Genomic DNA, 13,213 nt, shown 5'->3' with positions numbered 1-13,213 from the left:
TGATTTCCACTGTGGCCCCAGTGTATGATGCTTTACACGGTGCAGTAAGAGTAATTGGGTAAAGTTTGTAACACTTTGTAATGGGTCGCCACAGCCCCTTGCCGACGCCGCGCGAGGCGTTACTATAGCAACTAATATAAGATAACACGACACCTTAAATGACCACAACCTCCACTTCCGGCAGCAATACAACAACGCAATCGATCCACGGCCACCAGGCAAAAATCATGGTGGTCGATGACGATGTGCGCCTGCGCGACCTGCTGCGGCGCTACCTGACCGAACAGGGCTTCAATGTCTTCACGGCAGAGAGCGCGACGGCCATGAACAAGCTGTGGCTGCGCGAACGCTACGACCTGCTGGTGCTCGATTTGATGCTGCCGGGCGAAGACGGCCTGTCGATCTGCCGCCGCCTGCGCGGCGCGGGCGACCAGACGCCGATCATCATGCTGACGGCCAAGGGCGAGGACGTGGACCGCATCGTGGGCCTGGAAATGGGTGCCGACGATTACCTGCCGAAACCGTTCAATCCGCGCGAGCTGGTGGCCCGCATCGGCGCCGTGCTGCGCCGCAAGGGTCCCGATGAAATCCCGGGCGCGCCATCGGAAACGCCGCAAACCTTCGAATTCGGCGACTTCGTGCTGGACCTGGGCACACGCACCCTGAAAAAGAATGGCGAAACGGTGCCGCTGACGACCGGTGAATTTTCCGTGCTAAAAGTGTTTGCCCGCCATGCGCGCCAGCCGCTGTCGCGCGAGAAACTGATGGAACTGGCGCGCGGCCGCGAATACGAAGTGTTCGACCGCAGCCTGGACGTGCAAATCTCGCGCCTGCGTAAACTCATCGAACCCGATCCATCGAGCCCGCTGTTCATTCAGACCGTGTGGGGCCTCGGTTATGTCTTCATCCCGGACGGACAGCCGCGCTGATCGCAGGCGAGGCATGATGAAGCTTGTTCCCGATATCAGCCTGGCGCGGCTGAAAAGCGGCCTGTTCTGGCGCACCTTTTTGCTGCTCGGCACCCTGACCACGGTCAGCATGATCACCTGGATCGGCATGATTTCCGTCATCCAGCGCGAGCCGCAGGCGCAGCAGATTTCCGCACAGATCATTTCCGTCGTCACCATCACGCATGCGGCACTGACGCACTCGGCTCCCGAGCTGCGGCGCGAGCTGCTGTTCGACCTCGTCAGCAATGAAGGCATCCGCATCTTCTCGCTGGAAGAGGACGACCGCATCGAGCCGCCGCCCGACAATTACCTGATGCCCGACATCGAGGCGCTGGTGAAGGCCAAGCTGGGCAAGGACACGCGCTTTTCCGCGCGCGTCAACGGCGTGGCCGGCTTCTGGGTCAGCTTCAAGATCGACGACGATGAGTACTGGCTGATGCTGGACCGCGAGCGCCTGCGCGGCCTGACGGGCTTCCAGTGGCTGGGCTGGGCCAGCCTGGTGTCGCTGCTGTCCCTGCTGGGCGCGGCCATCATTTCCAGCCTGATCAATCTGCCGCTGTCGCGTTTGACGGCGGCTGCGCGCGACATCGCCAAGGGCAAGCAGCCGGCGCCGCTGCCGGAAAAGGGCCCGATCGAAATCATCGAGGCGAACCGCAGCTTCAACCAGATGGTCGACGACCTGAAACAGGTGGAATCGGACCGCGCCGTGATTTTGGCCGGCATTTCGCACGACTTGCGCACGCCGCTGGCGCGCATGCAGCTGGAGGTGGAAATGGCGAACCTGTCGGACGAGGCGCGCGAAGGCATCCAGTCCGATATCGGGCAAATGGACGCCATCATCGGCCAGTTCCTCGACTATGCCAAGCCGACGGAAGCATCGAGCTTCACCGATGTCGACCTGAGCGGCCTGCTGACCGACATGACACGCGAAGCGATGCGCCTACCGGACGTGAAGATCAACGCCAGCATCGCCGACGGCGCGCATGCGATGGGCAATCCCACCGACCTGCGCCGCGTACTCAACAACCTGATCGAGAATGCGCGCCGCTATGGCAAGACGCCCGGCAGCGACGTGACGGAAATCGACATCGCCTGCCAGGTGCGCACCAGCCACGGCGCGAAAAAGGTCATCCTCGAGATACAGGACCACGGCACGGGCGTGCCGGCGGAAAAGATCGAGCAACTGTTGAAACCGTTCACCCGTCTCGACACGGCGCGCGGGCAAGCAAATGGTGCCGGCCTGGGCCTGGCCATCGTCGACCGCGTGCTGCTGCGCCATGGCGCTGACTTACAAGTGCGCAACCGCGAAGGCGGCGGCCTGGCGTTTCAGATCAGCTTGCCAGCGGCGTAGGTCGGATTAGCGAGGCCTTGCCTCGCGTAATCCGACCTACGCCGCCCGACAACGGTCAAGCGGACGCCTGCTCCTGCGCCAGCAATTTATTCATCAACAATTCCGTCGCCCCGTAACCGTACAGGGAATCGCTTTCCATGCCCGGCGTGTCGAAGGGGATCGATTCCTCACGGTTCAACTTGGCGGGATCCGCATCCGCATAGCTGGCGCGCCAGGCGCGCTGCAGGGATTCATTGCGGCGGATAAAGGCCGGCATGGGCCAGTCGTCGCGTTCCCAGTGGCGACTGTCGCCCAGCAGGGGCCAGCGCTCGTTGAGCAGGGCCATGTCGCCCGTGCGCAGGCGGCGCACGGCCTGTTCCGGCCGCAAGCCTTCCAACTCTTCCAGCGCAGGCAAGCTGTCGCGCTTCGGCCCGAACATATACGCCAGCATGATGCGCCCGGCAGGCGCCCTGCGCGCCACCACGCCGACGGCATAGCCGCCGCCCGGCAAGGGCACGGCAAACCAGCTGCCTTCTCGGTATGGTAATGATTTCATCTCTGTAAACTCCCCCAAAATCGTGTTCGGGGCACAGTCTACGCGAAACGCGGCGAATGTGGCGTATGGTACGCCACAGCAACAAACCAATAGTTACAATATTTTCTCGTCATAGTGATATTGGGCAACAATCGGCCCCGCCTTGAACAGCGCTTCCTTCATGGCCGCATCCAGGCGCGCGTCGCGGCGGCGCATCCATTCGAGCAGCATGGCCGCTTCCTTGCGGCTGGTGTCGCCCGCATGCGCGAGCACGCGGCGCAGTTCCGGGTCCGTGCACGCCTCGAAGCGCTGGCTGTTCAAGTCCAGCGCCTGCAGCGCGGCGATGGTGGCGCCGATGGCGCGGTGCATGTCGAGCGCGGTGGCGGGCAAGCCCGCTTCTTCCAGTGGGACGGTGGTCATGCACATTCCTTTTCGCGTGGTGGTGATATCGGCTGCATTCTCCACCGCGCAGGCGAAAAGCTCAAGCGTCGACGACACGTTTCCACCCATTCGGCCATAATCATGGCTCAGCAACAGCCTAAACCTCAGCGGCAGGAGCCCCATGTTCAATTTCGACTTTTACAATCCGACGCAAATCCTCTTCGGCCAGGGCCAGATCGCCGCCATCGCCGGCCTGATCCCGCCGCAGGCGCGGGTCCTGATGACCTACGGCGGCGGCAGCATCAAGCAGAACGGCGTCTACGATGAAGTCAAGGCGGCGCTGGCCGGCCATACCCTGCTGGAATTTGCCGGCATCGAACCCAATCCCAGCTATGAAACCCTGATGCAGGCCGTGGCCATGGTGAAAAGCGAGCGCATCGATTTCCTGCTGGCCGTGGGCGGCGGTTCCGTGGTCGACGGCACCAAGTTCATCGCCGCCGCCGCCCTGCATGAGGGCGAGGCGTGGGACATCCTGGCGAAAGGCGGCAAGATCGTCGAGGCCGCCCTGCCCTTCGGCACGGTCTTGACCTTGCCGGCCACGGGTTCCGAAATGAATGGTTCGGCCGTGATCACGCGCAAGGCCACGCAGGAAAAGCGCTCGTTCATGAGCCGCAAGGTGTATCCGAAATTTTCCGTGCTGGACCCGTCGAAGACGTTCACCTTGCCGTTGCGCCAGGTGGGCAATGGCGTCGTCGACGCGTTCGCGCATGTGATGGAACAGTATTTGACCTACCCTGTGAACGCGTCCGTGCAGGACCGCTTCGCCGAAGGCATTTTATTGACCCTGATCGAGGAAGGCCCGAAAGCCCTGTCGCAGCCGGACGACTACGACGTGCGCGCCAACGTGATGTGGAGCGCCACCCTGGCCTTGAACGGCCTGATCGGCGTGGGTGTGCCACAGGACTGGTCCACGCATGCCATCGGCCACGAATTGACGGCCTTGTACGAGCTCGACCATGCGCAAACCCTGGCCATCATCCTGCCCAGCATGCTGCGCGTGCGCAAGCAGTCCAAGCGCGCCAAGCTGCTGCAATACGCGGCCCGCGTCTGGGGTCTCGATGGCGGCGACGAGGATGGCCGCATCGAGGCGGCCATCGCGCGCACGGAATTTTTCTTCCGCCACATGGGCGTCAAGACGCGTCTGGCCGACTACGGCCTCAATCACGCCAGCGTGGATGCCGTCGTGTCCGCCCTGGAAGCGCACGGCATGACGGCCCTGGGCGAACAGCGCGAAGTGACGCCCGCCGTCAGCCGCAAGGTGCTGGAACTCAGTTTGTAGATTCGCACCACACTGTTGTAAAACGGTCGGCCAGGGGGACAGCTGGCCGTGGTTCATGCTAAGCTATCAATTCGCTAGGGGTCCTGGAGCAGTCATCCGGGTGAGAGATACCCTTCGTACCTGATCTGGATAATGCCAGCGAAGGAAAGCGCAAAGTACCTCCCTCCTTTGATAGCTCCTGCGTTGGCGCCAGCCGAACAAGCAGCCTGCCGTGCTCTTTACAGAGTCGGCTTGAACCACGAGCAATCTATGTCCACACCGAATTTATCTGCGCATTTTTCCCGTCCTGTACTGACCCTGGCGATCCTGCACGCGTTTGCCGCGCCCGCCTTTGCCGCGCATGACTCCGCCGAAGCGGCCGGTCCGCAGGCCCAAAGCATGGCCGAAGTCGTCGTCACGGCCAGCAAGGCGCCAGCCGCCAGGCGCGCCTCCGTGGGCGGTTTTTCCGACGCGCCGCTGCTGCAGACGCCCGCGTCCGTCACGGTCATTGCGCAAAAAGACATGCAGGACTTACAGATCCGCAACCTCAGCGACGCCGTCAAGCTCGACGCCAGCATCAACGACGCCTACAACGCCGTCGGCTATGCGGAACAGTTTTCCATCCGCGGCTTCAAGCTCGACAACAATTCCAGCTACCGCAAGGATGGCGTGGCCATTCCTGGCGACACGCAAATCCCGCTGGAAAACAAGGAACGCATCGAAGTGCTGAAGGGCCTGGCCGGCTTGCAGGCAGGCGTGGCCGCGCCCGGCGGCGTGATCGACTTCATCGTCAAGCGCCCGACCAGCGCGCCGCTGCGTACCGTCACGGTGGAAACGCGCGAGCGGGGCACGCTGTACGGCGCCGTCGACCTGGGCGGACGCCTGGAAGACACGCGCTTCGGCTACCGGGTCAATGTGGCGGCCGAGCGCCTGCGCTCCTACATCAAGGGCGCGGACGGCAACCGCAAGTTCATTTCCGGCGCCTTCGACTGGCAGATTTCGCCGCAAGCCCTGCTGCAGCTCGATGCCGACTACCAGGACAAGGCGCAGGCGACGGCGCCCGGCTTCCAGCTGCTGAACAATAAAACCTTGCCAACCGGCATCAGCGCCGACGCCATGCTCAACCTGCAGCCATGGACGCGCCCCGTGGAAACCGTCACCAGCAATCTCGGCCTGCGCTTCCAGTACGCCTTCAATGACGACTGGCACGCCACCTTGTCGGCCAACCAGCATTCGTTCAAGCGCGACGATTACACGGCCTTCCCGTACGGCTGCAGCGGACAAGACCTGTACCCTGGCTTTTGCGGCAATGGCGATTACGACGTGTATGACTACCGCAGCCTGGGCGAGACGAAAAAGCCGCTGAGCGCGCAAGCCATGATCCAGGGCAAGTTCGCCACCGGCGCCCTGCGCCATGCATTCACGGCAGGCGTCTCGACCTTCCGCCGCAAGGACCGTGCCGGCCTGTACGTGTATGACTGGGCTGGCGTGAGCAATATCTACCGTCCGCAAATCGTCGACATGTCAACGGGCGTGCAAGGCCCCGTGCGCCTGGTGCGCAAGGATACGGAAAACTCCGTCTTCGTGCAGGACATCGTCAGCCTGGCGCCGAACTGGAAGCTGCATGGCGGCTTGCGCCATATCAATGTCGACGGCTACCAGTATGTGCTGAAGGCCGACACGGAAATCCGCGCCAAGCACGATTTCCTGCTGCCGAACGTGTCGCTCGTCTACACCCCGCTCGACAATGTCTCCATCTATGCAGCCTACTCGCAGGGCATGGAACATGGCGGCACGGCCGACCGCAAGGCGATGAATGCCAACGTGGAATTGTCGCCGAGCCGTTCGAAGCAGATCGAACTGGGCGCGAAGATGGATGTGACGCCGGACTTCATGCTGGCGGCCAGCCTGTTCCAGATCCGCAAGGGCCTGGAATTCCAGAATGCGGCCGGCTACTTCGTGCGCGCAGGCCAGGCGCAGCACCGTGGGCTGGAATTGTCCGCGCAAGGCAAGGCGACCCGCGACCTGAACCTGGGCATCTCGCTGACGGCCCTGAACAGCCAGCAATCGAACACGGGCGAAGCATCGCTCGACGGCAAGCGCGTGCCCAACGTGCCCGCCTTCAAGGCGGCCGTGCATGCGGACTACGCCGTGCAGCAAGTGGCGGGCTTGAGCGTCAATGGCAGCTGGGAATATGCGGGCAAGAAAGCGTTTGAGTACAACAACACGACCTTCGTGCCGTCCTACCACGTCTTCAACCTGGGCGCCGCCTGGGCCACGCGCCTGGCCGGCAAGACAGCCGTGCTGCGCGCCAGCGTCAACAACGTGGCAGACAAGTTCTACTGGCGCGACGTGACGCCGGAATCGGACGGTTATCTGTATCCGGGCGCCAGCCGCACCTTTAAAGTCTCGGCGCAGTTCGACTTTTAATTATGGCAGGCGCGGCAGCGAGCGCCTGCCGCAGCAAAGGCGCGGCCTGTTCCAGGCGCGCCTCCAGGCTGTCGTGCAGCACGTGGTAGGCGATGCCGCGCGCGTCGAGCTCGTCGAGCAGGTAGCGGTAGATCAGCTGGCGCACGGCTTCCGACTCGCGCTGCAAGCCGTCCGCCACCCACGGGCTGTCGGGCGCCGTCACCAGGGTCACGTCGTACCGCGTGGCGTCCGCCAGCGCCGCCAGCGGCGCATCGGCGCCAGCGAAATAATGGCGGCTGTAGACGGCCGTCATCAGCGGCGTGGTGTCGCAAAACAGGAAGTTGCGGGCTTGCGCGGCGGCTGCCGCTTCGCGTTCGACTTGCGTGCGCGCAATCCCAAACTGGTCGGCCGCGACGGGTACCCTGCCCTGCGTTTCGACAAATTCGCGCAAGTATTCGGGCACCCAGACGGTGCCATAGCGCTCGGCCAGGGCCGCCGCCAGGGTCGATTTCCCTGACGATTCCGCGCCCAGGATGGCCACGCGCACGCAATTGCCTATCACTTGAGGACCATCGCGCCGGGCGCGGCCGGTGCCGACTTCTTCCACGCCAGCAAGCCGATCGTGGCCATGACGACGAAAACGGCATACAGGATGGCCGTCAGGGTCAGGCCCTTGTGCAGGTACAGCCACACATACAGCACGTCGACGATGATCCAGGCGATCCAGTTTTCCAGCTTCTTGCGCGACAGCAGGAATTGCCCTACCAGGCTGCCTGCCGTGAGGAAGCCATCGGCATGGGGCACGTCCGTGTCCGTCGTCGTCAGCAGCCAGGCGATGAGCAGGAAGCCGATCAGCCAGCCTGCGCCGCAGGCCAGCCAGCCGCGTCCATCGAGGCGCGTGACGGGCAGGACCTTGCCGCCGCTGGCCGGGTGCAGCCACTGATACCAGCCCCAGAACGAGACGCTGATGAACAGCAGTTGCAAGGCCATGTCGCCATACAGGCGCGACTCGAAAAACACGACACCGTAAGCGGCCGAGGAAATGATGGCGAACAGCCACGCCCAGTGGTTCTGGCGGATGTTCAGCGCAACGGTTGTCAGTGCCAGGACAAAGGAAATCAGTTCAAGCGGCGTGGTGGCAAAACCCAGCAGGAGAAGCGTATCGTTCATGGGAATCGTGATGAGGCTGGTGGTGCAGTATGCAATACCAGCCATGAATAAGCAAGATTGCCCGCTCAGGCCAAGCCCCCCTTGACGGCGCGCGCCAGCGAACGCCGCACGATCAGCTTGTGGAAAGGCCGGATCAGCAGGATGTAGGCGCGCCCCACCCAGTTGTGGCAATGCACGACGCTGGACATGGTGATGCTGCCATGCCGTCCCGCGTCGCGGTGGCGCAGCACCGACAGGCGGAAGTCCAGGTGACTGTCATCCTCGCCCACGATGATTTCATCGTCACTGACGGCAAAGATGCGGAAGATGCCGATGCGCTTGCCGGGCCTGGCTTCCATCTGCTTTGCCGTCCGGATGCCGAAGCGCGCCACGATGGCGTCGCGCAGCACCATCAGCTTGAGCGCCCAGCCCGGCTGGCTGCCCAGCAGCACGCGCGCCAGGCTTTCCATGTCCATCTGGCGCGCCTGCGCAGTCGGCAGCGCAACGGCATACGCGTCGGCCAGGTTGCTGCCCGGGTACAAGGGGGCGATGCTGGCGCCTGGCGGCAAGGCCACGGCGCGTACCACGTTGCTTATCTCTTGCATGTGCTCTCCATGTGTTCAGTGATAACATGAGCATCATACACGACAATGTGAACAGCGATAACATAGAATGACGACAACGAGCACCTATCATCACGGCAACTTGCGCGACACCCTGGTCGCCGCCACCATCGCGCAACTGGCGCAGCAGCACGACGCCGCCCTCTCGCTGCGCGAACTGGCGCGCACGGTGGGCGTATCGATCGCCGCCGTGTACCGCCACTTTCCCAGCAAGGAAGCCTTGCTGGCCGAGGTGGCGGCGGCCGGCTTCGCCAGCCTGATCGCCAAATGGGAGGCCGAACTGCCGCCACCGGGCAGCCTGCCCTCCGAGCAGCGTTTTCAGCTGCTGGGCCAGCAGTACATCGAATTCGCCCTGGCCGCGCCGGCCCACTACCGGCTGATGTTCGAACACCAGGACGTGCGCCAGTTCCCCGCCCTGCAGCAAGCGGCGCAAGCGTGCTTCCAGTACGTGCTGCAGACGGCCGGCGCAGCCGTGCGCGAAGCGGGCCTAGATGCGCGCTGGGACAAGGCCGCCGCCAGCGCCGGCTGGTCGCTGGGCCACGGTTACGTGATGCTGCTGCTGAGTGGCCGCCTGGCCATGGCGGACAGCGGCGACGAGCTGTCGCCGGCGATGGTGCCGCGGTTTTTTCAGTTGCCGGTGGAGGCGTTGCGGCAGGCTGCCTTGCCAGGCGGGACAAGCGTAATCAAGTCACATTGACCCGGTTATCGGCAGGCGCCACCATCAGGCGCTGATGATTCAGTCATGCATGAGCCGCACCTGCTCGAGCAGCCGCTCCTCTTCATCCGTATCGGCATCGACTTGCGTGACCACGGTCCAGAATCGCGCGCACGTCTTGATCTGCTCGAAAGCATGGCTCGTTTCAAGCCGCACCATGGTTTTCCTGAGACTGTGCAGATAGCCTTCCTCGATGGCACACAGCAACTCGTCATCGGCAGCGTCGATCAGCGCAAGCAGCGCGCCTTCGATCCTGGCATGGCCCGCTTCCCACAGCTGGCCAATTTCCGGCACATCGACTTCCATGCACTCGTTCGACCAGTCCGGCGGGTAATCACCGCGCTCCCTGTTGTCGGGATCGGTGTCAAAGCTCAGCGAAAGGGAGGGGAACGAGACGGCGTTGAAGGCAAATGCTGAAAATGCCTGATCCTTGAATGGGGAGGCGCCAAGCACTGCCAGCGACGCGCTGGCCAGCCTGAACCAGGTTGCTTCAACGTCGTATGCCGTTTCAAACGTTTGCCAATCAGGCGGCGAATCGGGAGTCAGGGGCATGGAGCGACCGGTCGAAAAAGAAGGCGATGAATGGTAAAAGCCATTATACGTGGCGCTTCCAGCAAGCCAGACGGCAGCATGTGTACAGTCGCTTTATCTCTGTGGCAGATTGACGCTGAATGACTTGCTGTACTTGTCCATGATCTGTTTGATCTCGCCGCTGGCCGAGAGTTTCTTGACCGCTTCTTCCAGTGCCCGCGTCGTTTCCGGCTTTGCGGTTTTCTTGGAAACAAACAAAATGAAATCGTTGCTCCCCAGGACAAGCGGAACGCCAATATCTTCCGGTTTCACGCCGGCCATGTACGCGCCATAAAACAGGCCCAGGCTGGATCCTATCCCTGCGTCCAATCGCCGCATTGCCAACATTTTCGCCATGGTGACATAGTCATTGACGGGATACTTCTGGATCGCATTGTTGGTGTCGAATTGCTCCACATATTTGCTGGTGCGTACCACGCCGACGGTCTTGCCGTGCAATTCGCTCAGCTTGCCGTAGTTCTTGCCGGATGGACCCACGAGGATGATAGGCATGGACACGACAACGCCTGCCGGCACGGCGCCGCGCGTCATTTGATCGTTGCCGAAGCGGATGGTCACGTCGGCGATCCCGTTTTCAATATCGGCGGCGGTTCTGGGATAAGGGACAAGGGAATTGGTGTAGCGCAAGCCGGCAACTTCCGCGACGCGATTGCCGATTTCGTACATCATGCCGGTGGGCTGGCCGTCGCGCCCGATGAATCCCCATGGCGGGCCGAGAATGGTGGCAATCCTGAGCGGTGCGCTGATCGCCTGGCAAGGCAGTGCCAGCAAGATCGCGACAATGGTAAACAGCCTGAGAACTTTCATTTGCATCACTTTTCTAGATTCGTGCATTCCATTGATCCCGCGCATAGTGTATGCCCGATTGGCCTCGATGCACTACATGACGATCAATTTTCCATCATCTTGGTGCTGCCGGAAAGTCCGCGCCCGGCGGAAAACGGGCGGCGCTGCCGCAAAAAAGCCGCATCGGCCCTGCGGCGGATGCGGCTTTTATCTCAGCCAAGAAAGTTACTTCTTCGCAGCCTTGACTGCCTTAGGATACTTGATGGTCATTTCCTGCAGCAGGTTATCCGCATGGTCCACTTCCTTCATCACCCACAGCATGTAGCGGATGTCGAGGTGGATGGCGCGCGTGATGGCCGTGTCGAAGTACCAGTCCTTGGTGATCGATTCATAGGTCGAATCGAAGTTCAGGCCGATCAGTTCGCCACGCTTGTTCATCACGGCCGAGCCGGAATTGCCGCCCGTGGTGTCGGCGCTGGTCAGGAAGTTGACGGGAACCGTGCCCAGCACCGGATCGCGGAACTGGCCGTAGCGTTTTTCCTTGACGGCGTCGAGCAGCGCTTGCGGCGCTTCGAACGGGGCCTTGCCGGTGACTTTCTCGACGATGCCTTCCACGGTCGTGAACGGGCCCTTGGTCAGCCCATCGCGCGGCGAGTACGGCGACACCGTGCCGTAGGTGACGCGCAGGGTCGAGTTGGCGTCAGGATACACCGGCTTGCCTTGCGATTTCTTCCAGTCGATCACGGCTTGCATGTATTGCGGAATCACGCGCTCCAGGTTGCCGTCGATTTCCTTGCGGCGCGCTTCCAGCGCCGCGTCGACCGGCTGCAACTTGATGGCCAGCGCCATGAAGGCGTCGTCGGACTTGGCCACAGCGGCCAGATCCTTTTCCAGCCAGGCCAGGCGCTTGGCCGTGTCAGCCAGCTGCGTCTGCTGGTACAGGGCCGCCACGGCCGCTGGCGCCGGCAGCAGCGCGTCCAGGCCTTGTGGATGGCTCTTCGCCGCCAGTTGCGCGTAACGCTTCAGGCCAGCTGCAAAACGCGCCTGATCGACCTTGTTGACATACGACTGTTCCAGGCGCGCCAGACGGGCCTTGATGAAGGCCAGGTCGCGCTGCTGGAAGCCCGATTCGCGCTCGGCGTCCGCTTTCTGGCGCTCCAGCGACAAACGGTAGAGGGTGCGCGCGCTTTTGAGCAAGTCGCTGTTGGTGGCCACGCTCCAGGCGAACTCTTCTTCGCTCAAGGCCATGTCGCTGGCAATCGCCGCATCCAGTTCGGCCAGCAGGGTCGGCGACACGTTTGGCTGTTTGGCATACCAGGCGCGGAACTCGGCATCCTGCACGTCCTTGATGGCGGCGATGTCCTTGCGGGCGAAACCGTCGAGCAAGCCCTGGGTTTTCTTCAGCACGTTGTTGATGCTTTTGACCACGCTCGCATAGCGCACGGCAGCGGCAGCGTCGCCATGCGTCGCGTCAGCCATCACGGCCAGATCCGCTTGCAGTTCCGACACTTTCAGGGGGAAGGCCGTGTCGCGCGCGAAGCGGATTTCCGCCGGCAGCTTGTAGCGGCTGGTGCGGCCGGGATAGCCCGCCAGCAAGATGCCGTCACCGGCCTTCAAGCCTTCGGCCGAGACCACCAGGAAATCCTTCGATTTGTAGGGCACGTTGTCCGGCGACGGGTCGGCCGGACGGCCATCCTTGCCCACGTAGGCGCGCAGGAACGAATAATCGCCCGTGTGGCGCGGCCATTCGTAGTTGTCGATATCACCGCCGAAGTTGCCGATCTTGTCCGATGGCGCGTACACGAGGCGCACGTCGCGTATCATCATCTGGCGGATGCGGTAGTACTCGAGGCCGCGGTGGAAGGCGGGCACGGAGCAGCGGTACATCTTATCCGTTTCGCATTCGGCGATCAGGTCCTTGACGCGCTTTTCCACGGCTTCGTGGCGCGCGCGGCCGCTCATGTCAGCCGTCAAGCCTTTCAAGACCCGGTCGCTGACGTTCTCCACCTTGTCCGTCACATACACCAGGCTGTTCGGACCGCCCGGCAGCTCGCTGGCGCGCGTCTTGGCCAGGAAGCCATTGGTGATGTAATTGTGTTCCGGCGTGGAATTGCGCTGCACGGCGCCATACGCGCAATGGTGGTTCGTCACCACCAGGCCGGCGTCGGAAACGAAAGCGGCCGAGCAACCGCCCAGCGACACGATGGCGCTCATCGGGTGCTTGCTCAGGTCGGCCAGTTTTTCAGCAGGAATGTCGATGCCGACCCGTTTCAGTTCGGCTTTCAGCTGTGGCAGCTGGTGTGGTTGCCACTGCCCTTCGTCGGCGTGTGCACCGGCGAACGCGCCCAACAAGGCGACTGGTAAAACGATTGTTTTGAACAAGATATGCCCCTCCATAAATAGCAGGCGAAAGTATAGCCTGTCCA

The 13,213-nt window shown here is 62.5% G+C and carries 13 protein-coding genes and 1 riboswitch; of the genes, 5 read left to right on the top strand and 8 right to left on the bottom strand.

The genetic code is table 11. The annotated features are described in order from the left end of the window. The first annotated feature begins 227 nt into the window (after positions 1-227). Together ompR and AC54AF_RS20935 are read left to right on the top strand one after the other, a co-directional pair. A complete protein-coding gene (gene ompR, locus AC54AF_RS20940) occupies positions 228-929 on the top strand; it encodes an osmolarity response regulator transcription factor OmpR (RefSeq protein ID WP_223278807.1) in 702 nt (233 codons plus the stop codon). 13 nt (positions 930-942) lie between these two features. Next, entirely contained in the window at positions 943-2,301 is a 1,359-nt protein-coding gene (locus tag AC54AF_RS20935) for a sensor histidine kinase family protein (protein ID WP_496638070.1), read from the top strand. A gap of 55 nt (positions 2,302-2,356) precedes the next feature. Here the strand turns inward: AC54AF_RS20935 and AC54AF_RS20930 are convergent, their stop codons facing one another. Together AC54AF_RS20930 and AC54AF_RS20925 are read right to left on the bottom strand one after the other, a co-directional pair. Beyond that, positions 2,357-2,836, bottom strand: coding sequence for an Imm26 family immunity protein (locus AC54AF_RS20930; RefSeq protein WP_496638069.1), 480 nt, complete (start codon positions 2,834-2,836; stop codon positions 2,357-2,359). Positions 2,837-2,929: 93 nt separating this feature from the next. Then, a complete protein-coding gene (locus tag AC54AF_RS20925) occupies positions 2,930-3,235 on the bottom strand; it encodes a ferritin family protein (RefSeq protein ID WP_496638068.1) in 306 nt (101 codons plus the stop codon). A 142-nt stretch (positions 3,236-3,377) separates the two neighbouring features. Between AC54AF_RS20925 and AC54AF_RS20920 the strand changes: the two genes are divergently transcribed. Together AC54AF_RS20920 and AC54AF_RS20915 are read left to right on the top strand one after the other, a co-directional pair. Next, positions 3,378-4,535 carry an iron-containing alcohol dehydrogenase gene (locus AC54AF_RS20920; RefSeq protein ID WP_496638067.1) on the top strand — a complete coding sequence of 386 codons (1,158 nt, stop codon included), beginning with the start codon at positions 3,378-3,380 and terminating at the stop codon, positions 4,533-4,535. Between the two features lie 66 nt (positions 4,536-4,601). Then, positions 4,602-4,699, top strand: a riboswitch (TPP riboswitch). Between the two features lie 85 nt (positions 4,700-4,784). Then, positions 4,785-6,944 carry a TonB-dependent siderophore receptor gene (locus tag AC54AF_RS20915; RefSeq protein WP_496638066.1) on the top strand — a complete coding sequence of 720 codons (2,160 nt, stop codon included), beginning with the start codon at positions 4,785-4,787 and terminating at the stop codon, positions 6,942-6,944. Here the strand turns inward: AC54AF_RS20915 and AC54AF_RS20910 are convergent. The 3 genes from AC54AF_RS20910 to AC54AF_RS20900 all read right to left on the bottom strand — a co-directional run bounded on the left by AC54AF_RS20910 (position 6,916) and on the right by AC54AF_RS20900 (position 8,677). Beyond that, positions 6,916-7,464, bottom strand: a complete 549-nt coding sequence (locus AC54AF_RS20910; RefSeq protein WP_496638090.1) for an AAA family ATPase — start codon at positions 7,462-7,464, stop codon at positions 6,916-6,918. The genes AC54AF_RS20915 and AC54AF_RS20910 overlap by 29 nt on opposite strands. 17 nt (positions 7,465-7,481) lie before the next feature. Further along, positions 7,482-8,093, bottom strand: a complete 612-nt coding sequence (pnuC, locus tag AC54AF_RS20905; protein ID WP_496638065.1) for a nicotinamide riboside transporter PnuC — start codon at positions 8,091-8,093, stop codon at positions 7,482-7,484. A gap of 65 nt (positions 8,094-8,158) precedes the next feature. Then, the gene (locus tag AC54AF_RS20900) at positions 8,159-8,677 is read right to left on the bottom strand and encodes a DUF2867 domain-containing protein (RefSeq protein ID WP_131687262.1); all 519 of its coding nucleotides are present in this window, start codon (positions 8,675-8,677) and stop codon (positions 8,159-8,161) included. 67 nt (positions 8,678-8,744) lie between these two features. On the opposite strand from AC54AF_RS20900, the gene AC54AF_RS20895 reads away from it, so the two are divergent. Next, complete coding sequence (locus AC54AF_RS20895) at positions 8,745-9,392, top strand: TetR/AcrR family transcriptional regulator (protein WP_496638064.1); 648 nt, start codon at positions 8,745-8,747, stop codon at positions 9,390-9,392. Positions 9,393-9,431: 39 nt separating this feature from the next. On the opposite strand, the gene AC54AF_RS20890 is transcribed toward AC54AF_RS20895, so the two are convergent. The 3 genes from AC54AF_RS20890 to AC54AF_RS20880 form a co-directional block, all read right to left on the bottom strand. Continuing rightward, the gene (locus AC54AF_RS20890; protein WP_496638063.1) at positions 9,432-9,962 is read right to left on the bottom strand and encodes a hypothetical protein; all 531 of its coding nucleotides are present in this window, start codon (positions 9,960-9,962) and stop codon (positions 9,432-9,434) included. Between the two features lie 93 nt (positions 9,963-10,055). Then, positions 10,056-10,814 (bottom strand): substrate-binding periplasmic protein, encoded by a 759-nt coding sequence (locus AC54AF_RS20885; protein ID WP_496638062.1) that lies wholly within the window; start codon positions 10,812-10,814, stop codon positions 10,056-10,058. 198 nt (positions 10,815-11,012) lie between these two features. Next, the gene (locus tag AC54AF_RS20880) at positions 11,013-13,169 is read right to left on the bottom strand and encodes a S46 family peptidase (RefSeq protein WP_496638061.1); all 2,157 of its coding nucleotides are present in this window, start codon (positions 13,167-13,169) and stop codon (positions 11,013-11,015) included. Between the last annotated feature and the right edge of the window lie 44 nt (positions 13,170-13,213).

This window comes from Janthinobacterium sp. JF4, assembly GCF_059617925.1.
Note: the sequence above shows the minus strand (reverse complement) of the source record. Positions and strands in the feature narration are given on the sequence as shown.